The sequence below is a fragment of the Phenylobacterium sp. GW821-FHT12F10 genome (genome assembly GCF_058806695.1).
On sequence record NZ_JBXAPY010000001.1, the window covers coordinates 385107 to 411764 of the forward strand.

The 26658-nt window shown below is 69.8% G+C and carries 25 protein-coding genes; 14 read left to right on the forward strand and 11 right to left on the reverse strand.

What is annotated here, in order from left to right:
* Nucleotides 1–67: 67 nt before the first annotated feature.
* The 3 genes from fixJ to hemA form a co-directional block, all read right to left on the reverse strand.
* Nucleotides 68–673: a response regulator FixJ gene (fixJ, locus tag AC1RN5_RS01955; protein ID WP_493039595.1), complete on the reverse strand. Its 606-nt coding sequence runs from the start codon at nt 671–673 to the stop codon at nt 68–70.
* Complete coding sequence (locus AC1RN5_RS01960; protein ID WP_493039596.1) at nt 663–2156, reverse strand: sensor histidine kinase; 1494 nt, start codon at nt 2154–2156, stop codon at nt 663–665. The genes fixJ and AC1RN5_RS01960 overlap by 11 nt, the downstream gene beginning before the upstream one ends.
* Before the next feature lie 61 nt (nt 2157–2217).
* Nucleotides 2218–3447, reverse strand: a complete 1230-nt coding sequence (hemA, locus tag AC1RN5_RS01965; RefSeq protein ID WP_493039597.1) for a 5-aminolevulinate synthase — start codon at nt 3445–3447, stop codon at nt 2218–2220.
* 173 nt (nt 3448–3620) lie between these two features.
* Between hemA and AC1RN5_RS01970 the strand changes: the two genes are divergently transcribed.
* A complete protein-coding gene (locus AC1RN5_RS01970) occupies nt 3621–3998 on the forward strand; it encodes a Rap1a/Tai family immunity protein (RefSeq protein WP_493039598.1) in 378 nt (125 codons plus the stop codon).
* 307 nt (nt 3999–4305) lie between these two features.
* On the opposite strand, the gene AC1RN5_RS01975 is transcribed toward AC1RN5_RS01970, so the two are convergent.
* Nucleotides 4306–5130, reverse strand: a complete 825-nt coding sequence (locus AC1RN5_RS01975; protein ID WP_493039599.1) for a universal stress protein — start codon at nt 5128–5130, stop codon at nt 4306–4308.
* Between the two features lie 26 nt (nt 5131–5156).
* Nucleotides 5157–5825, reverse strand: coding sequence for a helix-turn-helix domain-containing protein (locus tag AC1RN5_RS01980; RefSeq protein ID WP_493039600.1), 669 nt, complete (start codon nt 5823–5825; stop codon nt 5157–5159).
* Between the two features lie 179 nt (nt 5826–6004).
* Between AC1RN5_RS01980 and AC1RN5_RS01985 the strand changes: the two genes are divergently transcribed.
* From AC1RN5_RS01985 to AC1RN5_RS02000, 4 genes are all read left to right on the forward strand, one after another.
* Nucleotides 6005–7546: a thymidine phosphorylase family protein gene (locus AC1RN5_RS01985; RefSeq protein ID WP_493039601.1), complete on the forward strand. Its 1542-nt coding sequence runs from the start codon at nt 6005–6007 to the stop codon at nt 7544–7546.
* A complete protein-coding gene (locus AC1RN5_RS01990; protein ID WP_493039602.1) occupies nt 7543–8427 on the forward strand; it encodes a ribose-phosphate diphosphokinase in 885 nt (294 codons plus the stop codon). The genes AC1RN5_RS01985 and AC1RN5_RS01990 overlap by 4 nt, the downstream gene beginning before the upstream one ends.
* The gene (locus AC1RN5_RS01995) at nt 8424–10019 is read left to right on the forward strand and encodes an MBL fold metallo-hydrolase (protein WP_493039603.1); all 1596 of its coding nucleotides are present in this window, start codon (nt 8424–8426) and stop codon (nt 10017–10019) included. Before AC1RN5_RS01990 ends, AC1RN5_RS01995 begins: the two co-directional genes overlap by 4 nt.
* A gap of 64 nt (nt 10020–10083) precedes the next feature.
* Nucleotides 10084–10395: a hypothetical protein gene (locus AC1RN5_RS02000; RefSeq protein WP_493039604.1), complete on the forward strand. Its 312-nt coding sequence runs from the start codon at nt 10084–10086 to the stop codon at nt 10393–10395.
* A gap of 3 nt (nt 10396–10398) precedes the next feature.
* Here AC1RN5_RS02000 and AC1RN5_RS02005 read toward each other — a convergent pair whose 3' ends face one another.
* Entirely contained in the window at nt 10399–10623 is a 225-nt protein-coding gene (locus AC1RN5_RS02005) for a hypothetical protein (RefSeq protein ID WP_493039605.1), read from the reverse strand.
* Nucleotides 10624–10778: 155 nt separating this feature from the next.
* On the opposite strand from AC1RN5_RS02005, the gene AC1RN5_RS02010 reads away from it, so the two are divergent.
* From AC1RN5_RS02010 to AC1RN5_RS02020, 3 genes are all read left to right on the forward strand, one after another.
* Nucleotides 10779–11624, forward strand: a complete 846-nt coding sequence (locus AC1RN5_RS02010) for a universal stress protein (RefSeq protein ID WP_493039606.1) — start codon at nt 10779–10781, stop codon at nt 11622–11624.
* Nucleotides 11625–11713: 89 nt separating this feature from the next.
* The gene (locus tag AC1RN5_RS02015; protein ID WP_493039607.1) at nt 11714–12550 is read left to right on the forward strand and encodes a universal stress protein; all 837 of its coding nucleotides are present in this window, start codon (nt 11714–11716) and stop codon (nt 12548–12550) included.
* Between the two features lie 183 nt (nt 12551–12733).
* Nucleotides 12734–13453 (forward strand): FadR/GntR family transcriptional regulator, encoded by a 720-nt coding sequence (locus AC1RN5_RS02020; protein WP_493039608.1) that lies wholly within the window; start codon nt 12734–12736, stop codon nt 13451–13453.
* On the opposite strand, the gene AC1RN5_RS02025 is transcribed toward AC1RN5_RS02020, so the two are convergent.
* The 4 genes from AC1RN5_RS02025 to AC1RN5_RS02040 are packed head-to-tail and all read right to left on the reverse strand — an operon-like array spanning nt 13450 to nt 18440.
* Entirely contained in the window at nt 13450–13791 is a 342-nt protein-coding gene (locus AC1RN5_RS02025) for an ArsR/SmtB family transcription factor (RefSeq protein WP_493039609.1), read from the reverse strand. The genes AC1RN5_RS02020 and AC1RN5_RS02025 overlap by 4 nt on opposite strands.
* A 30-nt stretch (nt 13792–13821) precedes the next feature.
* A complete protein-coding gene (locus AC1RN5_RS02030) occupies nt 13822–17025 on the reverse strand; it encodes an efflux RND transporter permease subunit (RefSeq protein WP_493039610.1) in 3204 nt (1067 codons plus the stop codon).
* On the reverse strand, nt 17022–18053 hold the full coding sequence (locus tag AC1RN5_RS02035) for an efflux RND transporter periplasmic adaptor subunit (RefSeq protein ID WP_493039611.1): 1032 nt from the start codon (nt 18051–18053) through the stop codon (nt 17022–17024). Before AC1RN5_RS02035 ends, AC1RN5_RS02030 begins: the two co-directional genes overlap by 4 nt.
* A 24-nt stretch (nt 18054–18077) precedes the next feature.
* Nucleotides 18078–18440: a rhodanese-like domain-containing protein gene (locus AC1RN5_RS02040; protein ID WP_493039612.1), complete on the reverse strand. Its 363-nt coding sequence runs from the start codon at nt 18438–18440 to the stop codon at nt 18078–18080.
* A gap of 188 nt (nt 18441–18628) precedes the next feature.
* On the opposite strand from AC1RN5_RS02040, the gene AC1RN5_RS02045 reads away from it, so the two are divergent.
* From AC1RN5_RS02045 to AC1RN5_RS02065, 5 genes are all read left to right on the forward strand, one after another.
* Nucleotides 18629–19909, forward strand: coding sequence for an NAD(P)/FAD-dependent oxidoreductase (locus tag AC1RN5_RS02045; protein ID WP_493039613.1), 1281 nt, complete (start codon nt 18629–18631; stop codon nt 19907–19909).
* 44 nt (nt 19910–19953) lie between these two features.
* Nucleotides 19954–20157, forward strand: a complete 204-nt coding sequence (locus tag AC1RN5_RS02050; protein WP_215338539.1) for a YgaP family membrane protein — start codon at nt 19954–19956, stop codon at nt 20155–20157.
* Between the two features lie 138 nt (nt 20158–20295).
* Entirely contained in the window at nt 20296–21273 is a 978-nt protein-coding gene (locus AC1RN5_RS02055; RefSeq protein WP_493039614.1) for a dihydrodipicolinate synthase family protein, read from the forward strand.
* Between the two features lie 21 nt (nt 21274–21294).
* The gene (locus tag AC1RN5_RS02060) at nt 21295–23337 is read left to right on the forward strand and encodes an outer membrane protein assembly factor BamB family protein (protein ID WP_493039615.1); all 2043 of its coding nucleotides are present in this window, start codon (nt 21295–21297) and stop codon (nt 23335–23337) included.
* A gap of 4 nt (nt 23338–23341) precedes the next feature.
* Nucleotides 23342–24781, forward strand: a complete 1440-nt coding sequence (locus AC1RN5_RS02065; protein WP_493039616.1) for a c-type cytochrome — start codon at nt 23342–23344, stop codon at nt 24779–24781.
* Here the strand turns inward: AC1RN5_RS02065 and AC1RN5_RS02070 are convergent.
* Nucleotides 24778–25371, reverse strand: coding sequence for a TetR/AcrR family transcriptional regulator (locus AC1RN5_RS02070; RefSeq protein WP_493039617.1), 594 nt, complete (start codon nt 25369–25371; stop codon nt 24778–24780). The genes AC1RN5_RS02065 and AC1RN5_RS02070 overlap by 4 nt on opposite strands.
* 74 nt (nt 25372–25445) lie before the next feature.
* Here AC1RN5_RS02070 and AC1RN5_RS02075 point away from each other — a divergent pair, with 74 nt between their 5' ends.
* Nucleotides 25446–26642: a serine hydrolase domain-containing protein gene (locus tag AC1RN5_RS02075; protein ID WP_493039618.1), complete on the forward strand. Its 1197-nt coding sequence runs from the start codon at nt 25446–25448 to the stop codon at nt 26640–26642.
* Nucleotides 26643–26658 lie beyond the last annotated feature (16 nt).

Consider the following 26658-nt stretch of genomic DNA (forward strand, 5'->3'; position numbering starts at 1 on the left):
TCCACTCTAAGCTGGAGACCCTAGGGGCAGTCGGGACGTGCGTATTTGATGCAGCGCAATCCAGGGCTTAGGCGAACCCGGCCAGCAGGGCCATGCGGATCAGCTCCGACAGGCTGGCGGCGCCGGTCTTGGTCATGACATTGGCGCGATAGACCTCGACGGTGCGGGGGCTGATCCCCAGCTCGAAGGCGATGACCTTGTTGGCCTTGCCCTCGACGACGCCGCGCAGGACCTCGGTCTCCCGGGGCGACAGCTGGGCCAGCAGTTCGCGGAACGGCTCGGCGAGCACGGCGCCGCCCCCCGGGGCGCTCTCCGACAGGGCCACCTTGATGGCGTTCAGCAGGGCCTCGTCGTTGAAGGGCTTTTCGAGGAAGTCGGTGACGCCGGCTTTCATGGCCTCCACCGCCAGGGGCACGTCGCCGTGGCCGGTGATCATCACGATCGGCAGGTTCACCTGCATCGCCTTGAGCTGGCGGGTCATCTCCAGCCCGTTGATCCCCGGCATCCGCACGTCGCTGACGATGCAGCCGGCCGACAGGCCCGCGGCGCTCTCCAGGAACTGCTCGGCCGAGTCGTAGGTGCGGGTGTCGAACCCCGCGCTCTCCAGCAGGAAGCTCAGGGAATCGCGGATCGCCTCGTCGTCGTCGATGATGTGGACGCAATCAGCCGGCAACAGAAAGCTCCTCCTCGGGAACCGCGCGCAGGGTGAAGGAAAACACCGTACCGCCCTTCGGGCCTGGCTCGGCCCAGATGCGGCCGCCGTGAGCTTCGATGATCGTGCGCGAAATGGAAAGTCCGACGCCCATACCCTGACTCTTGCTGGTCACGAAGGGCTGGAACAGCCGCTGGATGATCTGCGGGTCGATGCCCGGGCCGGTGTCGGCGACGGTGATGGTGACCATGTCGTCGGGCCCCGGAATGGAGGCCACGGTCAGTTCACGCACGGGGCTGTCGTGCATGGCCTCGATGGCGTTGCGCAGCAGGTTCAGCAGCACCTGCTGCACCTGCACCTTGTCGGCCAGCACCATCCGGGGCTCGGGAGCCAGGTCGAAGCGCAGGCGCACCCCGTATTCCTTGGCGCCGATCATCGCCAGGGCGCCGGCCTCCTCGATCAGCTGGGGGAGAGGTTCGATGCGGCGCTCGGTCTCGCCCTTGGAGACGAAGTCGCGCAGCCGCCGGATGATCTCCCCGGCCCGCAGGGCCTGCTCGCCGGCCTGGACGAGGGCGTTGCGCACCTTGGCGGTGTCCGGGGCCGGTTGATCCATGATGCGGATCGACCCCTTCACATAGTTGGCGATCGCCGAGAGCGGTTGGTTCAGTTCGTGGGCCAGGGCCGAGGCCATCTCCCCGAGCGCCGTCAGCCGCGAGACGTGGACCAGCTCGGCCTGGAGATCCTGCAGGCGGCGCTCGGTGGCCTGGGTCTCGGAGAGGTCGCGGACGAAGCCGGTGAAATAGCGTTCGGCCTGGGACTGCATCTCCCCCACCGCCAGCTCCATGGGGAAGGTCGAGCCATCCTTGCGCTCGCCCACCACCACTCGGCCGATGCCGATGATCCGCCGCTCGCCGGTGCGGCGATAGCGGTCGAGATAGCTGTCATGGGCGTCCCGATAGGGCTGGGGCATCAGCATGCTGACATTGCGGCCGATGACCTCGGCGGCCTTCCAGCCGAACAGCCGCTCGGCCGTGGCGCTGAAGGACTGCATCACCCCCTGCTCGTCGATCACCACCATGGCGTCGGGCACGGTGGCCAGGATGGACTGCAGGTGGTCTTCGCGCTGGGCCAGGTGAAGCACCGCGTCGGCGGCGCGGCGCGACTGTCGCTGCAGGCGGAAACCGCCATAGGCGATGGCCGGCGCCAGGGCCACGAACAGCACGGCCTCGGCCAGCTCGGCCGGGTCGTTGAACAGGTGTGTGTCGCTGACGGCCACGGCGCCGCCCAGGCTCAGGGCGGCGGCCAGCAGGGCCGGCCAGGGTCCCCCCACCGCGGCGGCGAACAGCACCGCCGGGGCGAAGAGCAGCAGAATCGGCCGGCCTTCGAAGACCGGGCCGAGGGCCAGGCGCGCGCCCAGGGCCAGGGCCACGCCCAGGATGGAGAGGCCATAGCCACGCCAGGCCGCGATCGTTGGGCTCAACGGCGGATGCGGAGACGGCGACATGGTGCTGGGCTAGGATCGATTGCGATCCGGCACAAGACCGAAGATTGTCGCCGCGGCCGCCTCAGGCGGCGTAGCCGCCCATCCGCCGGACGTTGCAGCTCTCCCACAGCATTTCGAGGGTCCGGGCCAGGTCGTCCATCATGGCGTCGGTGTGGGCCGGCGACGGCGTGAAGCGCAGCCGCTCGGTGCCGCGGGGCACGGTGGGGTAGTTGATGGGCTGGACATAGACCCCGTGCTCTTCGAGCAGGATGTCGGAGATCATCTTGCAGTGGTGGGGGTCGCCGACCAGCACCGGGACGATGTGGCTCTCAGACGGCATCACCGGCAGGCCGGCCTTGGCCAGCCTGGCCTTCAGGGCCGCGGCCCGCTCCTGGTGGGCCTCGCGGATCTCGTTGTGGTCCTTGAGGTAGCGGATCGAGGCCACGGCCCCGGCGGCCAGGGCCGGCGGGATCGAGGTGGTGAAGATGAAGCCGTCGGCATAGGAGCGGATGGCGTCGACGATCACCGCGTCGGCGGCGATATAGCCCCCCATCACCCCGAAGCCCTTGGCCAGGGTGCCCTCGATGATGTCGATCTGGTCCATGACCCCGTCGCGCTCGGCCACGCCGGCCCCGCGGGGGCCATACATGCCCACCGCATGGACCTCGTCCAGATAGGTCATGGCGTTGTACTTCTTGGCCAGCGCCACCATCGCCTTCATGTCGGTGATGTCGCCGTCCATGGAATAGACGCTCTCAAAGGCGATCAGCTTGGGCGCGTCGGCGGGCTCGCGGGCCAGCAGCTCCTCCAGGTGGGCCAGGTCGTTGTGGCGGAACACCCGGCGCTGCTCGCGCTTGCCGGCCCGGATGCCGGAGATCATCGAGTTGTGGTTCAGCTCGTCGGAGAACATCACCAGACCCGGCAGGATCTTGTACAGCGTCGACAGCGAGGCCTCGTTGGAGACGTAGCCCGAGGTGAACAGCAGGGCCGCCTCCTTGCCGTGCAGGTCGGCCAGCTCGGCCTCCAGCTCGACATGGTAATGGGTGGTGCCCGAGATGTTGCGGGTGCCGCCCGACCCGGCCCCGGCCTCGTCGATGGCCTGGTGCATGGCGTCCAGCACCACCGGGTTCTGGCCCTGGCCCAGATAGTCGTTGGAGCACCAGACGACCACCTCCGAAGAGGTCCCGTCCTCGCGCGTCCAGGTCGCCTTCGGGAATTGACCGCGATGACGCTTCAGGTCGGCGAAGACCCGATAACGTCCCTCGGCATGAATCTGCTCGAGAGCGGTGCGAAACGCGGCCTTGTAATCCATCGACTGAAACTCACGCGGTCCGGGGCCGTCATCGCCCCTCCAGTTTCGTAAACCCGTCGCGGGGCGGCGGACCTTGATGTAGGTCAACCCCCCGCTGCGCTTGATCCAACGCAAGGCGGCGGACCCTCAATGGGCGAGGGTCGAGGCCCGGCGTCCCGCCCGGTGGAGACGATATGATCTGGCTCCTGGCCCTCTCCATCGTGACGGCTGTTCCGCCCCCGCCGCCCGGCGTGCCCGGCTACATGAACGGCGGCCAGTTCGTCGCCCTCTGCATGGCCCAGGGTCCCGACGCCGAGGTCAGCAGCGTGCTCTGCCTGGGCTATCTGGTGGGCTCGGTGGATCAGCTCCTGGCCCGCGAGGCGCGGCGCTCGCCGGACCGCCGCACCATCTGCCTGCCCGCGGGCGCCACGGCCGAACAGGTGCGCGGGGCGGTGATGACCCAGTTGGTGGCCCACCCGGAGGCTCAGGTCCACGCGGCCGCCGAATTGATCCGCCTGTCCCTGGAGGCGGAGTTCCCCTGCCCCGGGCCGGGAGAGAAGGCCAAGCCCTGACGGTGAAGCTTGATCTCCGTCAAGGCGGGCCAGGGCGGGATTTCTGATCCTGGGTTCAGCACTTCCCGGAGCACAGAGAAAGAATGGCTTTTCACCTGACCCCCTACCTCACCATGGTCGTCGTCGGCTTCGTCAGCTTCATGGTGGTTCTCGCCTACGGGCGGTTCGCCACCCGCTCGGAGGACCGCAAGACCCGCGACTGATCCCGCCTCATCCGCCCACACGAACGCCCGCCTCCAGAACCTGGACGGTGGGCGTTCTCGTGAGGGGGGCGAGCCCGGCCGGAAGGGCCATGGCCGCGAAGGATCTAGTGGCTGAAGAGGACGAAGCGCTCGGGGCGGCGCAGGAAGTCGCGGGTCACGCCCCCCAGCACCCATTCCTGCAACCGGCTGTGGCCATAGGCGCCCGAGACGATGAGGTCGGCGCCGATGGCCTCGGCCTCGATGTTCAGTTCGACCCCGGCGCGGGCGGCCGCAGCGACCTTGACCCGCGGACGGGCGGTGACGCCATGGCTCTGCAGGTGGCGGGCCACCTCCAGGGTGCGCTGCTCGGCGTCGTAGACGCCTTCCGCATCGCAGACCTCCATCACCACCACCTCCTCGGCGCGCTTGAGGAAGGGCAGGGCGTCGGCGGTGGCGCGGCGGGCCTCGCGGCTATCCTTCCAGGCCACAAGGACGCGCTCGGCGCGAAGGTCCACGGCGCCGGGCGGGGCCACCAGGACGGGGCGGCCGCTCTGCAGGATGAGTTCGGCGGCGTCGGCGGTGCGCAGGGGGGCGGTATCGTCCGGAGGCGCGCAGCCGGCCACGATCAGATCGGCGCGGCGCGCGGTGCGCGACAGCGCCGGGGCGGGGGCCTCGCTGAGCGCCAGCCATTCGTGGCGTCCGGCGCCGGCGTGGCTGCGGAACAGGGCCTCGGCCGCGGCCAGATCCTTGTCCACCTGCTCGCGGGCCAGGGCCACCCACTCGGCGGCGACCATGCCATAGGGATCGCTCAATCCCATCCAGTCCACCATTTCAACCCCCACCCCGAGGAGGGTGGCGTCGAACTTGCGGGCGACCTGGGCGGCGAGGGTCAGGCGTTCGGCGGCCTCCGGGTTGGATTCGGCGTGAACCAGGACGGTGGTGTAGGTCATCGCATCGTCCCTCACGCCGGGAAGTGTCAGGCGGCCATGCGGGCCAGGGCTCCGCGGTTGTTGACGCGGAAGCGGCGGGCGCCGGTGAACTCCACCACCAGGGCGCTCTGCAACTGGGTCAGCATACGCGAGACGGTCTCGATGGTCAGGCCCAGATAGTCGGCCATGTCCTGGCGTCCCATGGGCAGGGTGACGGCTTCGGCGCTGCGGCGGTCGGCCAGCTCCATCAGGAAGCTCGCGACCTTTTCCGAGGCGGTCTTACGGCCCAGCAGCAGCAGGTGATCCTGGGTGCGGCTCAGTTCGCGATTGGTTTCGGCCCAGACCAGGCGCTGGAAGGCGTCCTCGCCGACCGCCGAGCGCAGGGCCGAGGCCTTCAGCACCAGGACCACGCAGTCGCTCAGCGCCTCGGCGGAGAACCGGTGCTGGCCATTGGTCTCAACCCCGAAGGTTTCGTCGGCGTAGTAGAAGCCGCCGATCTGACGCCGACCGTCGCTCATCAGGCGCGAGGTGCGCACCGCGCCGCTGACGACGCGGTAGATGAAGTCGGCTTCCTCATCCTGGCCGTAGATCTCCTCGTCCTTGGCGAAGGTCATCCGGACGCCCATCCGCGCCATGATATCGTTGGCGGCGGTGTTGGCCGGCGCGGCGAAGGCGTTGGCGACTTGGACTTCGTTGAGCAGATGGGCCTGGGTCATCAGCAAGTTCCCTCGTTTGATGCGCTATGGTTACGCTCCAGGACGGGCGCGGGAAATTCGGGGCGTCCCCCTAAGTAGTCTTACGGAGGCGGCCCCGGCCCGTAGGGCCGACCGCGGGCCGGGCGCCGGGGTTTGATCTCGATCAGGGCGGCGTCCTGGCGATACCGCAGGTTCCGACGATGACTTCGAACCCCGCACCACCGACAGGAACCGTCTCGCAGGAAGGCTGGGCGCGCCTGATCGCAAGGCCGATCCCGCTGGACACCTACCGGGAAAACGTCGCGGTCATCGCGCGCGACTGTCACGCCCTGCGGCCCCAGCGGCTGGTGGGCATGCGCAAGGTGGAGGTGCGCGCCGGCGGGCGCAGCCTGCTGGCCTCGCCCATGGTCTGCGACGATCCCAGCGTCGTGGGGGCCGGCGAGGTGGGCCTGCCCGAGCCCCTGTTCCACCGACTCGGCGTGCCCGCCGGCGCCAGCGTCGAGATCGCCCCGGCGCGGCCCGCCCGCAGCCTCGATCACGTCCGCGCCAAGGTGGCCGGCGAAACCCTGAACCAGCTCCAGTTCGACGCCATCGCCCGCGACCTGGCCGATCATCGCTGGTCGGACATGGAGGTGGCCGCCTTCCTGATCGCCTGCGCCAGTTTCATGACCGCCGAGGAGACCCTGGCCCTGACCCGCTCCATGGTGTCGGTGGGCCGCAAGCTGACCTGGGATCACGGCCTGGTGGTGGACAAGCACTGCATCGGCGGCATCCCCGGCAACCGCACATCCCTGATCGTCGCCCCCATCGTCGCGGCCCACGGCCTGCGCATGCCCAAGACCTCCTCGCGGGCCATCACCTCGCCGGCCGGCACCGCCGACACCATGGAGGTCCTGGCCCGGGTGGACCTGGACGAGGCCGAGATGCGCCACGTGGTGGACACCTGCGGCGCCTGCATCGTCTGGGGCGGACGGGTCAATCTGTCGCCGGCCGACGACGTGCTGATCTCGGTGGAGCGGCCCCTGTCCATCGACACAGCCGAGCAGATGGTGGCCTCCATCCTGTCCAAGAAGATCGCCGCCGGCTCCAGCCACCTGGTCCTGGACGTGCCGGTCGGCCCCTCGGCCAAGATCCGCGACGCCGGGTCCGCCCTGCGCCTCAAGAAGCTGTTCGAGTTCGTCGCCAGCCGCCTGGGCCTCAGCCTCGACGTCATCCTCAGCGACGGCCACCAGCCGGTGGGCCGCGGCGTCGGCCCGGTGCTGGAGGTCCGCGACGTCCTGGAGGTGCTGGAGAACCGCAAGGACGCGCCGCTCGATCTGCGCGAGAAGGCCATCCGCCTGGCCGGCCGGGTGCTGGAGGCCGATCCCGCCCTGCCGATCGGCGCCGGCGAGCACCGGGCCCGCGAGCTGCTGGAGAGCGGCGCGGCGCGGCGCAAGCTCGACGACATGATCGCGGCCCAAGGCCCCTCGCCGATCAAGGCCCAGCTGGGGACCCTGGTCCATGAGGTCGCCGCGCCCCGGGACGGCCGGGTGGACGCCATCGACTGCCTGCGCATCGCCACCATCGCGCGCCTGGCCGGGGCGCCCAACGATCCCGGCGCGGGCCTGGATCTGCTGTTCAAGGTCGGCGACACCGTGCGGGCCGGCGAGCCCCTGTTCCGCATTCACGGCTCGGAGCCCAGCGACTTCCATTTCGCCGTCGAGGCCGGCGGCGAGGACTGCGGCGTGACGGTGTCGGCATGATCAGCGGCGTCCACGCCTTCGCCGACGAACGGGCCGCGGCCTCACGCCTGGCCGAGACCCTCGGCGCGCCCCTGCACATCGCGGGCCTGTACGTCTTTCCCGATGGGGAGAGCCTGCCCGAGGTCGGGCCGGCGGCAGGCGATGTCGCCATCTATCGCTCCCTCAACCGGCCCGACGCCAAGCTCATGCCCCTGCTGCTGGCCGCCGACGCCCTGCGTCGGCGCGGCGCCGGACGGGTGGTCCTGGTGGCCCCCTATCTCTGCTACATGCGCCAGGACGAGGTGTTCCGGCCCGGCCAGCCCCTGAGCCGCGACGTGGCCGGCCGGCTGCTGGGGGAGGCCTTCGACGCCATCGTCACCGTCGAGCCGCACCTGCACCGGACCACGGACCTGGAGGCCGCCTTCAACGGCGCCGAGGTGGTGGCCCTGTCGGCCGCCGAGCCCCTCGCCGCCGCCCTGCCGCCGCCGCCGCCGGGCGCCCTGGTGATCGGCCCCGACATCGAGTCCGAGGCCTGGGCGGCCGCCCTGGCCCGCCACCTCGGAACCGCCCACGCCACCTTCCTCAAGACCCGCCGCGGCGACCGGGAGGTCGAGCTGACCTTCGCGGATCCGGCGCGGGTGGCCGGCCGGCACATCGTGCTGATCGACGACGTCTGTTCGACGGGGGGCACCCTGGTGGCCGCGATCCGTCAGCTCCAGGCCTTCAAGGCCGCGGAGATCGACGTGGTGGTGACCCACGCCCTGTTCGACGCCGACGCGGAGCTGCGCTTGCGCAAGGCCGGCGCGCGCCGGATCTTCTCCAGCGATTCGTGCCCCCATCCGACCAACGCCGCCTCGCTGGCGCCGTTGCTGGCCCAAGCCCTGAAAGACCTCCGCCGATGACCGTCCAGCTTACCTTCCACGGCGCGGCCGGTTGCGTCACCGGCTTCTGCGCGCGCCTGAAGACGGACAAGGCCACGGTGTTGATCGACTGCGGCATGTTCCAGGGCCCCAAGACCCTCAAGGCCCTGAACTACGATCCCTTTCCCTTCGACGTGAAGGAGATCGACGCGGTCCTCCTGACCCACGCCCACATCGACCATTCGGGCCTGCTGCCCAAGCTGATGAAGGCCGGCTTCAAGGGGCCGATCCACGCCACGGCCGCCACCCGGGACCTCTGCGAGATCATGCTGGCCGACGCCGGGGGCATCCAGGAGAGCGAGGTCGAGCAGCTCAATCGCCGCAACCAGCGGCGGGGCCGCCCCCTCGTCGAACCCATCTACCGCGCCGTCGACGCGGCGCGGACCATGAAGCTGTTCGAGAAGGTCAAGCTGGGGGAGCCGGTCGCCGCCGCCCCGGGGATCAGCGCCCTGTACTGGGAGGCCGGCCACATCCTGGGCGCCACCTCCATCGAGGTCACCGTCGACACCGAGGAAGGCCCGGTCCGCATCCTGTTCTCCGGAGACTTCGGCCCGGGCGGCCGGGACTTCATTCCCGACCCCCAGGGGCCGGCGGGCGTCGATCACCTGGTGATCGAGTCCACCTATGGCGACCGGCCGCGGGAACCGGTCGATCCGGCCCTGCGCCGCCGGCGGTTGGCCGAGGAGCTGAACGCCGCCCACGAGGCCGGCGGACCGCTGTTGATCCCGGCCTTCGCCGTGGAGCGCTCCCAGGAGCTGCTGGCCGACATCCTGACCCTGATCGACACCGGGGAGGTGCCGGAGACCGACGTCTTCCTGGACTCGCCCCTGGCCATCAAGGCCTCGAAGATCTTCGTCGAACGCGGCTGGAACAGGGACACCGGCTGGAACCCCTTCAAGGATGTCCGCGCCTCGGGCCGGCTGAAGTTCCTGGACAAGCCGTGGGACAGCGACAGCCTGGAGCGGCTGTCGGGCTGGCACATCATCATGGCGGGCAGCGGCATGTGCGACGCCGGAAGGATCCGCAAGCACCTGAAGCGCTGGCTGTGGGACCGCGGGGCCACCGTGCTGTTGTCTGGATTCCAGGCCGCGGGCACCTTGGGCCGCCTGCTGTCGGAGGGCGCCAAGCGGGTCAAGATTCAGGGCGATGATGTCCGGGTGGCGGCCCGCATCCGCATCCTCGACGCCTATTCCGGCCACGCCGACGCCACCACCCTGGCCTCCTGGGCCAAGGCCCGCCAGCCGGTGGGGGGCAAGGTCTTCCTCGTGCACGGCGAGCCGCAGGCCCTGGAAGGCCTGCGCGAGCGCCTGGTGGAGGCGAGCTTCGATCCGGAGTCGCTGACCATCCCGGCCTTGGACGATTCCTACGCCATCAGCCGGACCACCGGGGCCCTGGAACCCGGCGGCTCCCCCCGCCTGCCGCCCGAGGCGGCGGCCACCCTCGACTGGCACAACGCCCGCGCCCAACTGCTCATCGAACTGGACGAGCGGCTGGAGCGCGCCCGTTCCGACGCCGCGCGCGAGGCGATCCTGGCCGAGGTGTCCAAGGCCCTGGAAGCGCGCGCTCCGGCTTGACCAGGGTCAAGGCGGCCGCGACCCGGAGGGGGTGGACTGCGGGCCTCATCCGAAAGGAAGTCCGATGCCCAAGCCCCTCGCCAAGAAACTGTCCAGCACCCTCGACGACGCCCTCGACGACGTCATGCATGAGTTGAAACGCGCCTCCGAGAGCCTGGAGGAAGGCGCAGAGGATCAATTTTCCAAGGCCTCGGCCGCGCTGACCAAGGCCGCTCAGGCCCTCGCCGGCGAGGTGCGCGAGCGCTCCGCCAAGGTCTCCAAGACCGTCACCGCCGAGGCCAAGGAGCATCCGGTGGCCGCCGCCACCGCCCTGGCCGTCGCCGCCGCGGCCCTGGTGGGTCTGGTGGTGGCCGCGCGGCGGACCAAGGCCGGCTAGGCCTCAATCGTGGATGGGGAAGGGCGTCGCCTTGGCGACCACCTTCTCCAGACCGGGATGGGCGGCCCCGTCCTCGGAGTCGGCCTCCTCCACCTCCTCGTCGGTCTCCACCACCTTGGGGGCCGGCAGGAAGGTGCGCATCAGGGCGGTGAAGGCGGCGGCGAAGAAGCCCAGGCCGTCGCGGACCGGATGCGGCAGCTTCGCGGGCTCTTGGGACTTATCGGACATCTTCATCTCCACGGCGTGGCATCCTGGACTTTGAGCATGCGCTCGCCTTGATGGGGATCAAGCGCCTTGGGCGCGGCTGCACGCGACCTTGAGCGACATCAAAGCGAGTCGGCCTACAATCTGTGATCAAGGCGTCTTATCTGATGGAGCGTTCCATGGCCTTCGCCGACATCCTGCTGCACATCGACTCCTATCCCGACCCCACCCCGCTGGAGACCGTCGATGAGGCTCTGACGCTCGCCGCGCGGCTTGGGGGCAAGGTCACGGCCCTCGCCGTCCAGGTGGCGATCCCGGTGAAGTCCAATCTGCTGGCCGAGCAGCTGGTGGGCCTCACCGCCCTGGCCGCCGAAGAGGAGGCCAAGAGCCTGGAGGCCTGCCGGACCCGGACGGCGCACTTCTCCAAGGCCGCGGCCCAGGCCGGCCTGGCGTCCGACGCCATCATCGAACGGGTCCACATCCACGAACTGGCCGAGCATGTCGCCCGGCGGGCTCGGACGCGGGACGTCTGCATCGTCCCGGTGGCGACCCGCTTCGATGGCCAGGGGGAGGTGGCGCAGCGCGTGATCTTCAGCTCCGGCCGTCCGGCCCTCGTGTTCAAGTCGGGAACCGTCGGCAAGGGCGATGAGCTCGGGACCGTCGTTGTGGCCTGGGACGGCGGCCGTTTCGCCGCCCGCGCCATGGCCGACGCCCTGCCGATCCTGGTCCGCGCCAAGCAGGTCCGTATCCTGACCATCGTCAATGAAAAGCCCTCCGCCACCGCCGGCCTCGCGGCCGAGGCCGTCCGGCATCTGGCGACCCACGGCGTCAAGGCCGTGGTGGACGAGGTCGACGCCAAGGGCCACGCCATCGGCCCGGTTCTTGACCGCTATATCGAGGACAGGGCGCCTGATCTCTTCGTCATGGGCGCCTATGGCCATTCGCGGCTGCGGGAGCTGATCCTCGGCGGCGCCACCGAGCGGATGCTGCAGGACCCCTCGGTTCCGGTCTTCCTCTCGCATTAGGCGCCGGCCGCGCGCTCGGCTCAATTGACCCCTGTCAAAGCGGAGCCTTAAGCTAGGGGCCACAACTTGCGGTCATTGGAGGATCCACCATGACCTACCGCGACATTCTCGTGCAGATCGATGAAACCCCGGCCTCGGCGGCCCGCGCCATCACCGCCGCGGGCCTCGCGGCGAAGTTCCAGGCGCAGCTGACCGGCGTGTTCCTGAAGAGCGAGTTTCTGCAGAACTACATGACGGCCGACGCCATGGCCTACATGTCGCCGTCGGACATCGATCGGCTGCTCAAGGAGCACGCCGCGGCGACCCTCAAGGCCTCCGAGGACGCCCGCGAGCGCTTCGAGCGCGCCGCCTCCGAGGCCGGCGTGGTCTCCGACTGGCAGGTGATCGACGGCGACTATGACGGCGCCCTGGTGGCCTATGCCCGGCGCTTCGACCTGACGGTCATGCCCCCCGTCGCCACGGCCGCGCTCGGCACCAATAGGGTCTCGGCCGCCGATCTCGGCCTGGCCAGCGGCGGCCCGGTGCTGGTGGTCGGCGAAGGCGGCGGCTCGCCCCATGTGGGCAAGAAGATTCTGGTGGCCTGGAAAGGCACGCGGGAGTCGGCCCGCGCCCTGCGCGACGCCCTGCCGCTGCTGATGACCGCGGACGAGGTGCATGTGCTGGTGGTCTCGCCCCATGGCGAGGGCGGCCCCGACGGAGCCCTGCAGCGCCACCTGGAACGTCATGGTCTGCAGGCCAAGCTGATCGTCGATCCCAGCGAGGACGTCTCCGCCGCCGAGGTCCTTCGTCGGCAGGTCAAGGCCCTGAAGGCCGACCTGGTGGTGATGGGCCTCTATGGCCGTCCGCGCATGCAGGAACTGGTGCTGGGCGGGGTGTCTCATGACCTGCTGCGCGATCCCCCCGCGGCCCTGCTGATCTCTCACTAGGGTGGCGGCGCGCGCGCGCTGGCCCGCCCCGCGCGCCGCGGGCGTGCGGTCGCGGCGCTTGACCCTCGGTCGCAAGCTGGACATGCTTTTCCCCGCCGCAACCAAGCAGCGGTCCCGGAGGAGGTGTCCAATCTCGCACGCTGACACGGTCGCGCGCGATGCGCCGGCGGATGCGGCCCGCCGATGAGGACGAGCCACGGCCGCAGCTTCACCCACGATATCGTTCAGCGCCTGGGTCAGGAAATCGTCTGCGGCGTCTATGGCGCCCAGAACCCCTTTCCCATCGAGGCGGAGCTCTGCCGACGCCTGGGGGTGAGCCGCAGCGTGCTGCGCGAGGCGGTCAAGATGCTGACCACCAAGGGCCTGCTCAATGCTCGCCCGCGCCAGGGCACCTGGGTGGAGCCCGAGAGCAACTGGAACCTGCTCGATCCCGACGTGCTGCGCTGGTTCCTGGAGCGCAAGTTCTCCCCGACCCTCCTGCTGGAGTTCACCCAGGTGCGGCTGGCCATCGAGCCCATGGCCGCCTCCATGGCCGCGCGCCTGGCGGGGCCCGAGGCCAAGGCCAGCATCATCGCGGCCCTCGACCGGATGAAGGCCGCCGAGCGCGGCGAGGACGATCCGCTGGAGTCGGACATCGCCTTCCACGTCGCCATCCTGCGGGCCAGCGGCAACCGATTCCTGGCGCAGATGCGGGACCTGATCGACGTGGCCCTGCGCACCTCGATCCGCCTCACCAACCGCCGCAAGGGCGTGCGCCTGGCCAGTGTATCGGATCACCAGCGCGTTTCCGACGCGATCCTGGCCGGCGATGGGGAGGGGGCGAGCCAGGCCATGCGCGAGCTGATGCTCGAGGCCCTGACCCTGATCGAGAAGGAAGCCGCTGCGGTCGGTCCCGCCGTCTAGGCGACCGGGAGCTCGTGGCTGTAGATCTCGCACAGCAAACCCAGGACCCGCATCGCCGCGGGATCGGCCAGACGGTAGAAGATGGTCTGGGCGTCGCGGCGGGTCTCCACCAGGCCCTCGGCGCGCATCTTGGCCAGGTGCTGCGAGGTGGCCGACTGGGCCATCCGGGCGTGGGCGGCCAGGGTTCCCACCGAGGCTTCGCCCTCGATCAGGCGGCAGAGAAGCAGCAGGCGCTGCTCGTTGGCCAGCAGCTTCAGCAGCCGCGCGGCCGACTGGGCGCTGCCCTCCAGCTGGGAGAGCTCGCCGGAGGAGGGACGGGGCGCGAGGTCTGAGGTCATATGCTCAGTGTAGAATATGCGCAGGCATGATCAAGCCGCGCTCCGGACCGGGCGACCGTCGTCGCGCAGCACCACATAGATCGCCGGGATCACCAGGACGGTGAGCAGGGTCGAGGAGGCCAGACCGAACAGCAGCGAGATGGCCAGGCCCTGGAAGATCGGGTCGGTCAGGATCACCGCCGCGCCGATCATGGCCGCGGCCGCCGTCAGCACGATGGGCTTGAAGCGGATGGCGCCGGCCTCCAGCAGCACCTCGCGCAGGGGACGGCCCTCGGTCTGGCTGTGGCGGATGAAGTCCACCAGCAGGATCGAATTTCGCACGATGATGCCGGCGAGCGCGATGAAGCCGATCATCGAGGTGGCGGTGAAGGGCGCGCGGAACAGGATGTGCCCGATGACGATCCCCACCAGGGTCAGCGGGATCGGCGTCAGGATGACCAGGGGAAGGCGGAAGCTTTTGAACTGGGCCACCACCAGGACGTAGATGCCCAGAATCGCCACGCCGAAGGCCGCGCCCATGTCGCGGAAGGTGACCCAGGTGATCTCCCATTCCCCGTCCCACAGCACCGTGGGCCGGCTTTCGTCCGTGGGCTGGCCGTGCATGCGGATGTCGGGCTTGGGGACGTCCTTCCAGTCGGTCTGGCGGATGGCCTTGTCCACGGCCATCATGCCGTAGATGGGCGCCTCATAGGCTCCGGCCAGTTCGGCCATCACCATGTCGACGTCGCGGCCGTCGCGCCGGAAGATGTGGGTGGCCCCAGCCTCCTGGGTGGCGGTGGCCACCTCGTCCAGAGCCACCAGCCGGCCGGAGTCCTGCGACACGGCCACCGGCAGGGCCGAGAGCCCCTCGCCCCAGCTGCGCGCCGACTGCGGCAGGCGCACGGAGATCTCCAGGGGATCGCGGCCCTCGCCGCGATGGGCGTAGCCCACCACCTGGCCGCCCAGGGCCGCGGCGATGGAATCGTAGACGTCGCGGTCGCTGACCTTCAGGGCCTCCAGGCGATCGCGATCCGGAACCAGGCGCAGGCCCGGGCGCGGCTGGCCGTAGCTGTCGTCGATGTCGACGATGTAGGGCACCGAGTGGAAGGTCGCCTTCACCTGTTCGGCCACCGCGCGGCGGGTCTTGGCGTCGGGGCCATAGACCTCGGCCAGCAGGGTGGCCATCACCGGCGGTCCCGGCGGCGCCTCGACGACCTTGATCGCCGCCCCGGCTGGCAGGGGGATCGCGGCCAGCCTGCGGCGCAGATCGAGGGCGATGGCGTGGCTGTTGCGATGACGCTCGTCCTTGGCCGCCAGGGCCACGGAGAGGTCCCCCATCTCCGGCTTGTTGCGCTGGTAGTAGTGCCGCACCAGGCCGTTGAAGTTGAAGGGCGAGGCCGTGCCGGCATAGGCGTCGATGGCGGTGACTTCCGGCAGGGCCCGGGTGATCGCCGCGGCGTCCGCCAGGGTCCGCTCGGTGGCCTCCAGCGAGGTCCCCTCCGGCATGTCCAGCACCACCTGCAGCTCGGACTTGTTGTCGAAGGGCAGCAGCTTCACGGTCACGGTCTTGGTGGCGAACATGGCGCAGGCCACCAGGGTGGCGACCCCCACGGCGATCAGGAAGGTCCAGGCGCTGCGGCGGGTGGCGATCACCCGGCCGGCGACCTTGCGATAGACCGCCCCCAGCTTGCCTTCGCCATGGTGGCCGTGACCGGCGGCGAGCGTCCTGCGGGCGAAGCGGACCATCAGCCAGGGGGCGATGACCACGGCCACGAAGAAGGAGAAGACCATGGCCGCCGAGGCGTTGACGGGGATCGGCGCCATGTAGGGGCCCATCAGCCCCGAGACGAACAGCATGGGCAGCAGGGCCGAGACCACGGTGAGGGTGGCCACCACGGTGGGGTTTCCCACCTCGGCCACGGCCTCGACGGCGGCGTCGATGCGGCTGCGTCCGTCGGCCATCGCCCAGTGGCGGGCGATGTTCTCGATCATGACGATGGCGTCGTCGACGAGGATGCCGATGGAGAAGATCAGGGCGAACAGGCTGACCCGGTTGATGGTGTAGCCCATCAGGTTGGACGCGAAGAGGGTCAGCAGGATGGTGGTAGGGATGACCACGGCGGTCACCGCGGCCTCCCGCCAGCCGATGGCGAAGCCGATCAGGATCACGATGGAGATCGTCGCCAAGCCGAGGTGGAACAGGAGCTCGTTGGCCTTCTCGTTGGCGGTCTCGCCATAGTCGCGGGTGACGGCCACGCTCAGGCTGTCGGGCAGCAGGGTCCCCTTCAGGGCCTCGACGCGGGCGAGGACGGCGTCGGAGACGACGACGGCGTTGGCGCCCTTGCGCTTGGCGATGGCCAGGCTGACGGCCGGCGCCTCGCTCCAGCCCTGGACGGTCCGGGCGTAGCGCCAGGCGCGGGCCTGGTCCTCCCGCGGCGCCACCACCACCCGGGCCACGTCGCGGACATAGACCGTCTCGCCCTTGGCCGAGGGCAGGGCCAGCAGGCCGATCTCGGTGGCGTCGGTCAGGGTGCGGCCGGCGGTGACGTCGACGGCCTGGCCGCCATTGCGCACCTGGCCGGCGGGGAAGGCGCGGTTGGCCTGGCGGATGGTGTCCATCAACCCGCCCAGGGAGACGCCGTGCAGGGCGAGCTTGGCCGGATCGGGCTCGATCCGGATCTCCTGCGGCCGGCCGCCGACGATGAAGGTCAGGCCGACGTCGTCGACCTTGGCCACCTCGGTGCGCAGCTTGCCGGCCAGTTCGTAGAGCGCCTGGTCGGTCCATTGGCCCGCCGCGCCCGGCTTGGGGGACAGGGTCAGGACCAGGCTCGGCACGTCGTTGATGCCGCGGGTCTGGATCAGGGGCTCGGGGATGCCGGCCGGGATGCGATCGTAGTTGGCGCGGACCTTCTCGTGGATGCGGACCGCCGCGGCGTCGGGGTCCACGCCGACCTTGAAGCGGGCGGTGACCATGACCTGGTTGTCGTCGGCGAAGGTGTAGACGTGCTCCACCTCGGCCACGCTCTTGACGATGGTCTCCAGGGGCTTGCCCACCAGCTCCACGGCGTCCGGCGCGCGCAGGCCAGGCGCTGAGACCATGATGTCCACCATGGGCACGCTGATCTGCGGCTCCTCCTCGCGGGGGATGGAGGCCAGCGCCAGCAGTCCGACGGCGATGGCGGCCAGCAGGAAGAGCGGCGTCAGGGGCGAGCGGATGGTGGCCCGGGTCAGCCGTCCGGAGAGGCCGAGGTTCATCGGGCCGCCCCGGCCGGGGTCAGGACGTCGCCGGGGCGGAGCCCGGAGAGGACCTCCACCGTGTCGGCCGTGGGGCCGGCGGTGGTCTGGATCGGGGTCTCGGAGACGGCGCCGTCCGACCGCACCAGGCGGACATAGTCGACACCGAAGCGGGTGGAGACATAGGCGCGCGGCGCCACCAGGGCCTGGCGCTCGCCCACCTTGACCCGGGCGCGCACGCGCTGGCCGACCAGATCCTGGGGCAGGCCCGGCGCCGTGATGTCGGCGGTGGCCTGGCCGGCGGTGATCGAGGGATAGACCTGGGTGATCGTCCCGGCGGAGGCGATCCCGCGCAGGTCCTCGGCCGCCAGCTGGACCACGTCGCCGACCTTCAGGGCGCGGGCCTGGCCTTCCGGCAGTTCGATCCGGACGACCATCGGTCCGGCGGTGATCCGGGCCACCGACTGGCCGGCCATGACCACCGAGCCGACGGGGACATTGGCGATCAGGACCCGCCCGGCGGCGGGCGCCAGGATCGCGCCCTGGGCGCCCAGCTCGGCGCTGGCGTCGCGCTGGGCTCGGGCGGCGGCGAGGTTGGCCTCGGCGGCCTTGGCCTGGGCCTCCACCTGGTCGAGGCGGGCCTGGGCGTAGACGCCCTGGTTGAAGAGGGTGCGGGTGCGGGCGAGGTCGGCGCGGGCGCGGGCCGCCTCGGCGGCGGCGGCGGCGGTCTGGGCGTCGAAGGCGCCCGTCTGCAGCGTCAGGCGGTCATCCTTGACCCGGGCGATGAGCTGGCCCTGGCGGACGATGTCGCCCTCCTTGACCTCCAGGCTCACCAGCAGGCCCGAAATCCGGGCCCGGGCCTCGGCCATGTCGCGGGTGGTGAGGACGCCCGGCACGGGCTTGAGGTCGGCGATCAACTGGCTGCGCAGCGTCAGCCGCCCGGCCATGGGCGCGCTCTTGGCGACGGGGGGCGTCGGCTTGGTTTCGCCGCAGGCGCCCAGCAGCAGGGCCGCCCCCAGCGCTCCGATCAGATACGGCCGTGCCGCCATGGTTCGCCCTCCCGGTGTCTGTGATCAGGCGCGGTCGCGGACCGAGCCGGTGTCGCTGTCGAGGGTGACCGTCGGCAGGCCCGCGGCCTTCCAGGCCATGATGCCGCCGGCCAGGTGGGAATCGATGGCGTGGCCGGCCTTCTGGCAGCGTTCGATCGCCATGGCCGAGCGCTTGCCCGAACCGCACTGCAGGACCATCAGCTTGTCGCCGGCCGCGGGCAGGGCGCCGGGGTCGAAGGTCGAGAGCGGGAAGTTCAGCGCGCCGTGAATGCGTTCGGCGGCGAACTCCGCGGGTTCGCGCACGTCGATCAGCAGGATGGCGTGGGCGTCGAGATCGGCCTTCACCTGTTGCGGGGTGAGGTCCTTGGTCTTGGAGGCGGCGAACATGAGGAGGCTCCTAAGGGCGGCCAGTAAATTCATAGTTGCGCATATGCGGAGTGACGCATATAAAGTCAAGCCATCAGAGCGTGACCCTAGATGGGCCGCTCGCGCGCCGATCTGACGGATGTCAAAGCCCGCCGCCCCGCGAGGGGTGAGGCTCTCGTCACCAGCGGAGCCGTTGGAGGAGACTGATCGTGACCAAGCCGAGAATCGTGATCCTGGGCGCCGGACTGGGCGGCGCCATCGCAGCCTTCGAGATCAAGGACGCCGTCGGCGACCGGGCCGAGGTCAGCGTCGTCTCGCAGGGCGACGTCTTCCACTTCGTGCCGTCCAATCCTTGGGTCGCCGTCCACTGGCGCAAGCGCGACGCGATCGAGGTCAAGCTGCCGCCGGTGTTCAAGAAGCGCGGCGTCGCCTTCACCGGGGTCGGCGCCAAGAAGGTGTCGCCGGCCGACAACCGGATCGAACTCAATGACGGCGCGGTCCTGGACTACGACTATCTGGTGATCGCCACCGGGCCGGAGCTGGCCTTCGACGAGATCCCCGGCCTGGGGCCGCACGGCGGCTTCACCCAGTCGGTATGCCATGTCGACCATGCCGAGACGGCGGCCGCGGCCTTCGACCGCTTCGTCGAGGCGCCCGGGCCCATCGTCGTGGGCGCCGTGCAGGGCGCGTCCTGCTTCGGTCCGGCCTACGAGTTCGCCATGCTCCTCGACACCGAGCTCAAGCGTCGCAAGCTGCGCGACCGGGTGCCGATGACCTTCGTCACCTCCGAACCCTATATCGGCCACCTGGGCCTGGACGGGGTCGGCGACACCAAGGGCCTGCTCGAGAGCGAGATGCGCAACCGGCACATCAAGTGGGTGACCAACGCCAAGGTCACCTCGGTGGAAGCGGGCTTGATGCATGTCGAGGAGATCGCCGAGGACGGATCGGTCAAGGCGACCCACGACCTGCCCTTCGCCTTTTCGATGATGCTGCCGGCCTTCCGGGGCGTGGCCGCCGTACGCGGGATCGAGGGTCTGACCAATCCGCGCGGGTTCATCGTGGTGGACAAGCACCAGCGCAACCCGACCTTCCCCAATGTCTTCGCGCTTGGGGTCTGCGTCGCCATCCCCCCCACGGGCAAGACGCCGGTGCCGGTGGGCGTGCCCAAGACCGGCTTCATGATCGAGAGCATGGTCACGGCCATCGCCAAGAATCTCGGCCAGATCATCGACGGTCAGGCCACCACCAACGAAGCTACCTGGAACGCCTTCTGCCTGGCCGACTTCGGCGACGGGGGCGTGGCCTTCGTGGCCCAGCCGCAGATTCCCCCGCGCAACGTCAACTGGTCGGCCGAGGGCAAGTGGGTCCACCTGGCCAAGGTCGCCTTCGAAAAATACTTCCTCGGCAAGATCAAGCGCGGCGAGAGCGAGCCCTTCTACGAGAAGCTCGCCCTGGACGTGATGGGGCTGCGCAAGATCAAGGGCTGAGGCCATAGCGGCCTGGACGCCCGGGCCCAATCTGGAGTTTGAACATGAGTGTCGACCGCATGGTCTTCGTCTTCGCCGGCAGCGTGGTGCTCCTCAGCATCGCCCTGGCCCACTACGTCCATCCCTGGTGGATCGGACTGGCGATCTTCGCCGGCCTGAACATGATCCAGTCGGCCTTCACGGGGTTCTGCCCCGCCGCGATGCTGTTCAAGAAGCTGGGCGCCAAGCCAGGCGTCGCCTTCCGCTAAGCCGGTCCTCCCCGTCGATTTCCGTTGCCACGCTCCGACATTCAGCAAGACTGGGGGCGGACACGATCCCGCCCCGGCCTCGACGCCGCACGGACCGGAGATCGGAGAACAGCAACATAAGGTCCTGGGGAGGATCCGATGGACGCGACTCGGAGAGAGGCGCTGGTCGGCGCTGCGGCGACGGCTGCGATGATGGGGGCTGCGGGACGGGCGAGCGCCGCGCCGAACCTGGGAAGTCCGGTCAAGACCCTGTTCTGGACCGCCAGCGTCACCCCTTGCGACAAGAACCTCAAGTTCGATCCCGGCGCCTTCCGCGACATCCTGGCCTGGTTCAAGCACTGCGGCGCCGACGGGGTGGTCGTGCTGGGCACCAGCGGCGAGTTCCCGTCCTTCTCGGTGGCCGAGCGCCGGCAGATCGCCGAGACGGCCCTGAAGGACAAGAAGGGGCTCAACATCATCATCGGCCCCGGCACGAGCAACATCGCCGAGACCATCGAACTGGCTAAGCACGCGGAGGATCACGGGGCCGACGGCCTGCTGGTGATCCCGCCCTTCTACTATAACGATCCGGCCACGGAGGGTCTGACCCGCTACTATTCGATGCTGTTCGACAAGGTGCGGGTTCCGATCAACCTCTACCATATCCCCGGCACGTCGGAGGCGCCCATCAGCCTGGAGCTGATCAAGAGCCTGGCCCATTATCCGAACCTGGCGGGCATCAAGGATTCCAGCGGCAAGGTCGACGGCTACAAGGCCTTCGTGGAGGCCTTCCCCGACCTCAACATGCGGACCGGAACCAACAACAATCTGGAGCAGGCCTTCGACCACGGCATGGGGGCGATCCTGGCCGACGGCAACGTCTTCACCAAGCTCTGCGCCGACGTCTTCACCGCCTGGCGGGCCAAGCAGGACTACAGGCCGGCCCTGGAGAAGCTGCGCACCGTGCAGCGGGACATGCGCGGCATGGGGATCAATTCCTATGGCCCCATGAAGTACGCCCTCAGCCTGCAGATGGGCGGGCCACAGACCTATCAGCGGCCGCCGCACCTGGACGTCACGCCCGAACAGAAGGCCGCGATCAAGTCGGCCCTCGACAAGATCAAGGACATGGCCTGACCGCGGGCCGGGGAAACGACAATGACGCCGATCCGCATCGCCGGGGCCGCCCTGGCCGCCCTGCTGCTCGCCTCCACCGCCACCGCCCAGACCAAGGACGTGGAGTGGCCCACCTACACCGCCGACCTGGCGGGCAGCCGCTACCGGCCGCTGGACCAGATCAACGCCAGCAACTTCAAGGACCTGGAGGTCGCCTGGCGGTTCAAGACCGACGCCATCGGCAACCGGCCGGAGTTCAAGCTGGAGGGCACCCCGCTGATGGTGGGCGGGGTGGTCTACGCCACAGCCGGCTCCCGGCGTGGGGTGGTCGCCCTGGACGCCGCGACCGGCGAGCTGTTGTGGATGCACTCCGAACACGAGGGCGCGCGGGCCGGCGCCTCTCCCCGGCAGCTGTCGGGGCGTGGGCTCTCCTACTGGAGCCACGGCGACCAGCAGCGCATCCTCTATGTGACCACCGGCTATCGGCTGATCTCGCTGGACGCGAAGACGGGTCAGCCGGTGGCGGACTTCGGGACCGCCGGGGCCGTGGACCTGAAGCAGGACTTCGACCAGGAGATCTGGCCCGACCTGGTGAACGGCGAGGCCGGCTACCACGCCGCCCCGGTGATCGCGGGCAACACCATCATCATCGGCACCGCCTTCCGCGAGGGCTTCACCCCGGCGCGCAAGGCCAACACCAAGGGCTATGTGCGCGCCTATGACGTGCGCACCGGCAAGCGGCTGTGGACCTTCCACACCATCCCGCAGAAGGGCGAGTACGGGTACGACACCTGGCTGAACGGCTCGGCGGAGACCACGGGCAACACCGCCGTCTGGACCCAGATCACCCTCGATGAGGGCTTGAACACCGCCTATCTGGCGGTGGAGTCGCCCACCAGCGACTTCTACGGCGGCCACCGGCCGGGCAATGGCCTCTATGGCAACAGCCTGGTGGCCGTCGACCTGACGACGGGCCAACGCAAGTGGCACTTCCAGGTCATCCACCACGAGATCTGGGACTACGACAACTCCTCGGCCCCGCTGCTGATGGACATCAAGGTCAAGGGCAAGGCCATCAAGGCCGTGGCCCTGCCCAGCAAGCAGGGCTTCCTCTATGTCTTCGACCGCGTCACCGGGAAGCCGGTCTGGCCGATGCCAGAGACCAAGGTTCCCAAGGGCGACGTGCCGGGCGAGTGGTATGCGCCGACCCAGCCGATTCCGAGCAAGCCGCCGGCCTATGCCCGCAACGGCGTGGCCGAGAGCGACCTGATCGACTTCACGCCTGAACTGCGCGCCAAGGCCCTGGCGCTCGCCAAGACCTACAAGCTGGGGCCGGTCTACACGCCGCCGGTGGTGAGCCAGAAGCCGGGGCCCCTGGGCCTGCTGAGCTACTCCGCGCAGGGCGGCACCAACTGGCCGGGGGGCTCCTTCGATCCGGAGACCCACATCGCCTACATCTATGCCTGCAACGCCTGCCTGGGGGCCTATGGCCTGCAGCCGGCGCCGCAAGGGATGAGCGACCTTTCCTGGGTGGTGGGCGTCGCCGGCCAGCCGGTGGTGATGATCAAGGGGCCCGGCGACGGAGTGGGCGCCGACGCCCCGCCCCCGCCGAAGACCCCACCCTCCGCCAACGCGGGCACGGGCCGGCTGACGGTGGACGGACTGCCGCTGCTGAAGCCGCCCTATTCGACCATCAGCGCCATCAACCTCGATAGCGGCGACATCATCTGGCAGGTCCCGGCCGGCGAGACCCCGGACTTCATCCGCAACAACCCGGCGCTGAAGGGGCTGAACATCCCGCGCACCGGCCAGAGCGGCTACCAGATCGGCACCCTGGTGACCAAGTCGCTGGTGATCGCCGGCGACGGCCTGGTGACCACCACGGCCGACCATCCGCGCGGGGCGATGCTGCGGGCTTATGACAAGGCCACCGGCAAGGAGGTGGGCGCCGTCTGGATGCCGGCCCCGCAGTCGGGCTCGCCCATGACCTACAGCCTGAACGGCAAGCAGTACCTGATCGTGGCGGTGAGCGGCGGCGCCTATTCGGGCGAGTACATCGCCTACACCCTGCCGTCGGCGGACTAGGACCATGGGCAAGCACATGGCTCTGCTGGGCGCGGTGGCGGCAGGGGCGATCGCCCTGGTCGCCGCCGGCCGGCCCCTGGCCCAGGACGCGCCCCGCTCGGTCTGGGACGGGGTCTATACCGAGGCGCAAGCCGAGCGGGGCCAGACGGCCTACGCCCAGGCCTGCGGCATGTGCCACGGGGTGGGGCTGACGGGTCTGGGGGAAGCCAAGCCGCTGACCGGGCCGGAGTTCCTGTCCAACTGGAACGGCCTGACCCTGGGCGACCTGTTCGACCGCATCCGCACCACCATGCCGCTGAACAAGCCGCGGTCGCTCACCAAGGAGCAGTACGCCGACATCCTGGCCTATCTGCTGAAGTTCGACGGCTTCCCGGCGGGGCAGGGCGAACTGCCGGCCAGGACCGAGATGCTGGCCGGCCTGACCATCGACGCCTTCAAGCCCAGCGCGGCGCTGTGGGTCACCGGTGCGGCGGTAGATGCCGCGGCCACCGTCGCGGGTCCCAACGGCGCGCCCAATCCCTATGTCGCGCAGGCGGGCTTCCTGAAGATGCCGCCGGGCCGGACCATGGGCTCCTCCAGCGCCGTGGCCGTCGACAGCCGCGGCCAAATCTGGGTGGCCGAGCGGTGCGGGGCCAACAACTGCGCCGGCAGCCCCCTCGATCCGATCCTGGAGTTCGACGCCAAGGGGAGTTTCATCAAGGCCTTCGGCGGCGGCCTGCTGCTGTTCCCGCACGGCATGTTCATCGACGCCCGCGACCACATATGGCTCACCGACGGCCATTCGGACGGGACCAAGGGGGCCCAGGTCTTCGAGTTCGACACCTCGGGCAAGCTGCTGCGGACCCTGGGCAAGGCCGGGGTCTCCGCCGAGGGACCTGACAGCTTCGCAGAGCCCAACGCCGTGCTGGTCACCAGGGACGGGACCATCTTCGTCGCCGACGGCCACACCCCGAACAAGGGCGCGGCGCGCATCGTCAAGTTCGACAGGACCGGCAAGTTCCTCAAACAGTGGGGCGGCCACGGCGCGGGGCCCGGCCAGCTCGATGTGCCCCATACGCTCGCCATGGACTCGCAGGGCCGCCTCTTCGTCGGGGACCGCTGGAACAACCGCATCCAGATCTTCGATCAGGAGGGCAGGCTGCTGGCGGTCTGGGACCAGTTCAGCCGGCCAAGCGGGATGTTCATCGATCGCAAGGACGTCCTCTACGTCGCCGACTCGGAGTCCCGCACGCCGGAGGGCTACGGCCACCATCCGGGCTGGGCGCGCGGCATCCGGATCGGCAGCGCCAAGACGGGCGCCGTCACCGCCTTCATCCCCGACACCGAACCCAACCCCGACAAGGGCGCCACCAGCGGCGCCGAGGGGATCTGGGTCGATGGCCGGGGCGTGGTCTACGGCGCCCAGGTGCAGCAGAGGGCGGTGGTGCGCTACCGGCGGCCCTAGGCGGGTCTGGCGGCCAGGGCGGCGAAGGCGGAATAGAACACCTCGTCGGGGACCAGGTCCGGGGTCATGAACCGCTGGAAGAGCAGCCCCTCGGTGAGGGCGTGGATCACCACCACCAGGACCTCCGGGGGCATGGGGCTGTCGCCCGGCTTCATGACGCTGCGCAGCCACGCCGCGCCGCCGGCATAGCTCTGAGCCGTGATCGCCCGCACCTGGGCCCGGGCCTCCTCGTGGGTCAGGGTATGGGCCATGCCGCTCAGGCGGGCGGCGGCGGCGTCCTGGCGGATGGGGATGGCGGCCAGGGTCGCCTCGGCGAAGGCTCGCATCATCTCGGCGAAGGTCGCGCCGGGCCGGATCTTGGGCTTGATCGGCGCCCAGTCAGTCTGGGCGATGGCCATGAACAGGTCCTGGCGGTTCTTGAAGTTTCCGTAGATCGCCCCGCTGGTCATGCCGGCGCGTCGCGCCACCTCCTCCATGGTGACGGCGTCGAAGCCCTTCTCCCGGGCCAGCTCCCGGGCGGCCTGCATCAGGGCGGCGCGGGTGCGGGCGCGCTTGTCGCCCTTGGGCCTGCGGCGGGTCTCTTCGCTCATGGCGGGGAATCTAGGGCGTTGCCAATTAATAGGAAGTCTATTTTATAGGATTCCTATATTTTGGAGTCGGGGTCATGGACGCGATCGAGGCGGCGATGCAGGCCGTGGTGGACGCCGACGAACTGGCCGGCGTCGTCACCCTGGTCTGGCGGGACGGGGCGGCCAAGGTCGCCGCCGTGGGCTGGCGCGACCTCGAAGCCGGCCTGCCGATGCAGCGGGACTCCATCTTCCGCATCGCCTCGATGTCCAAGCCCATCGTCTCGGCCGCGGCCATGACGATGCTGGAGGAGCGGCGGTTTTCCCTGGAGGATCCGATCTCCCGGGTGGCGCCGGAGTTCCTGCGGATGCGGGTGCTGCGCGATACCGACGGGCCGCTTGAGGACACCGTCCCCGCCGACCGCCAGATCACCTTCGACGACCTGCTGACCCACCGGGCGGGCCTGACCCAGGCGGGGTTCCAGTCCGGCCCCATCGATGCGGCGCACCGCGAGGCCCTGGGGCCCGACCTCGAGAGTCCGCTGTCGCCGGACGCCTGGATCGCCGCCCTGGCGAGCCTGCCGCTGATCGGCCAGCCGGGGGCGGCCTTCACCTATGGCCGCTCCACCGACCTGCTGGGTCTGCTGCTCGCCCGCATGGAGGGCGCAAGCTTGGAGGAGGTGCTGCGCCACCGGGTGTTCGAGCCCCTGGGCATGACCGACACCGGCTTTTCCGTGCCGCCGGAGAAGCGCCATCGCAGGGCGGGATTCTACGGCTTCGACATGACCGGCAAGCTGAAGAAGCTCGCCGCGCCGCCCGGTGGCGTGGCCCTGGCCGAGCGCCCCGACGACATGGAATTCGCCTCCGGTGGGGCGGGCCTGTGGTCGACGGTGGACGACTACCTGGCCTTCGCCCGCGTGTTCGTGGACCCGTCGGTGAAGCTGCTGTCGCCGGAGACGCTCGCCCTGATGACCACCAACCGGCTGACCGACCCCCAGCGGCTGGGGGCCAGCATGTTCGGCATGCCGACCTTCGGGACCGGCTCGGGCTTCGGCCTCGGCGTCGCCGTCACCCTCGATCCCGCCACCGCCCCGGTGATGCGCGGCAAGGGCGGCGTGGGCACGGTGGGCTGGCCCGGCGCCTATGGCGGCTGGTGGCAGGCCGACCCCACCAACGGCTCGGTGGCCATCCTGCTGATGCACAACATGCTGGAACTGGAACAACTCACAGCCGGCTACGGCCTGGGCGGCTACGGCGCGATCATGGAGTTCCACGCCCTGGCGACCGCCGCATAGCAAAAACGGCCCGGAG

Excerpts from the sequence above, each read along its gene's own strand:
- AC1RN5_RS01960 (WP_493039596.1), bottom strand. The coding sequence starts at position 2,156 with ATGTCGCCGTCTCCGCATCCGCCGTTGAGCCCAACGATCGCGGCCTGG.
- hemA (WP_493039597.1), bottom strand. The coding sequence starts at position 3,447 with ATGGATTACAAGGCCGCGTTTCGCACCGCTCTCGAGCAGATTCATGCC.
- AC1RN5_RS01970 (WP_493039598.1), top strand. The coding sequence starts at position 3,621 with ATGATCTGGCTCCTGGCCCTCTCCATCGTGACGGCTGTTCCGCCCCCG.
- AC1RN5_RS01975 (WP_493039599.1), bottom strand. The coding sequence starts at position 5,130 with ATGACCTACACCACCGTCCTGGTTCACGCCGAATCCAACCCGGAGGCC.
- AC1RN5_RS01980 (WP_493039600.1), bottom strand. The coding sequence starts at position 5,825 with ATGACCCAGGCCCATCTGCTCAACGAAGTCCAAGTCGCCAACGCCTTC.
- AC1RN5_RS01985 (WP_493039601.1), top strand. The coding sequence starts at position 6,005 with ATGACTTCGAACCCCGCACCACCGACAGGAACCGTCTCGCAGGAAGGC.
- AC1RN5_RS01990 (WP_493039602.1), top strand. The coding sequence starts at position 7,543 with ATGATCAGCGGCGTCCACGCCTTCGCCGACGAACGGGCCGCGGCCTCA.
- AC1RN5_RS01995 (WP_493039603.1), top strand. The coding sequence starts at position 8,424 with ATGACCGTCCAGCTTACCTTCCACGGCGCGGCCGGTTGCGTCACCGGC.
- AC1RN5_RS02000 (WP_493039604.1), top strand. The coding sequence starts at position 10,084 with ATGCCCAAGCCCCTCGCCAAGAAACTGTCCAGCACCCTCGACGACGCC.
- AC1RN5_RS02005 (WP_493039605.1), bottom strand. The coding sequence starts at position 10,623 with ATGTCCGATAAGTCCCAAGAGCCCGCGAAGCTGCCGCATCCGGTCCGC.
- AC1RN5_RS02010 (WP_493039606.1), top strand. The coding sequence starts at position 10,779 with ATGGCCTTCGCCGACATCCTGCTGCACATCGACTCCTATCCCGACCCC.
- AC1RN5_RS02015 (WP_493039607.1), top strand. The coding sequence starts at position 11,714 with ATGACCTACCGCGACATTCTCGTGCAGATCGATGAAACCCCGGCCTCG.
- AC1RN5_RS02020 (WP_493039608.1), top strand. The coding sequence starts at position 12,734 with ATGAGGACGAGCCACGGCCGCAGCTTCACCCACGATATCGTTCAGCGC.
- AC1RN5_RS02025 (WP_493039609.1), bottom strand. The coding sequence starts at position 13,791 with ATGACCTCAGACCTCGCGCCCCGTCCCTCCTCCGGCGAGCTCTCCCAG.
- AC1RN5_RS02030 (WP_493039610.1), bottom strand. The coding sequence starts at position 17,025 with ATGAACCTCGGCCTCTCCGGACGGCTGACCCGGGCCACCATCCGCTCG.
- AC1RN5_RS02035 (WP_493039611.1), bottom strand. The coding sequence starts at position 18,053 with ATGGCGGCACGGCCGTATCTGATCGGAGCGCTGGGGGCGGCCCTGCTG.
- AC1RN5_RS02040 (WP_493039612.1), bottom strand. The coding sequence starts at position 18,440 with ATGTTCGCCGCCTCCAAGACCAAGGACCTCACCCCGCAACAGGTGAAG.
- AC1RN5_RS02050 (WP_215338539.1), top strand. The coding sequence starts at position 19,954 with ATGAGTGTCGACCGCATGGTCTTCGTCTTCGCCGGCAGCGTGGTGCTC.
- AC1RN5_RS02055 (WP_493039614.1), top strand. The coding sequence starts at position 20,296 with ATGGACGCGACTCGGAGAGAGGCGCTGGTCGGCGCTGCGGCGACGGCT.
- AC1RN5_RS02060 (WP_493039615.1), top strand. The coding sequence starts at position 21,295 with ATGACGCCGATCCGCATCGCCGGGGCCGCCCTGGCCGCCCTGCTGCTC.
- AC1RN5_RS02065 (WP_493039616.1), top strand. The coding sequence starts at position 23,342 with ATGGGCAAGCACATGGCTCTGCTGGGCGCGGTGGCGGCAGGGGCGATC.
- AC1RN5_RS02070 (WP_493039617.1), bottom strand. The coding sequence starts at position 25,371 with ATGAGCGAAGAGACCCGCCGCAGGCCCAAGGGCGACAAGCGCGCCCGC.
- AC1RN5_RS02075 (WP_493039618.1), top strand. The coding sequence starts at position 25,446 with ATGGACGCGATCGAGGCGGCGATGCAGGCCGTGGTGGACGCCGACGAA.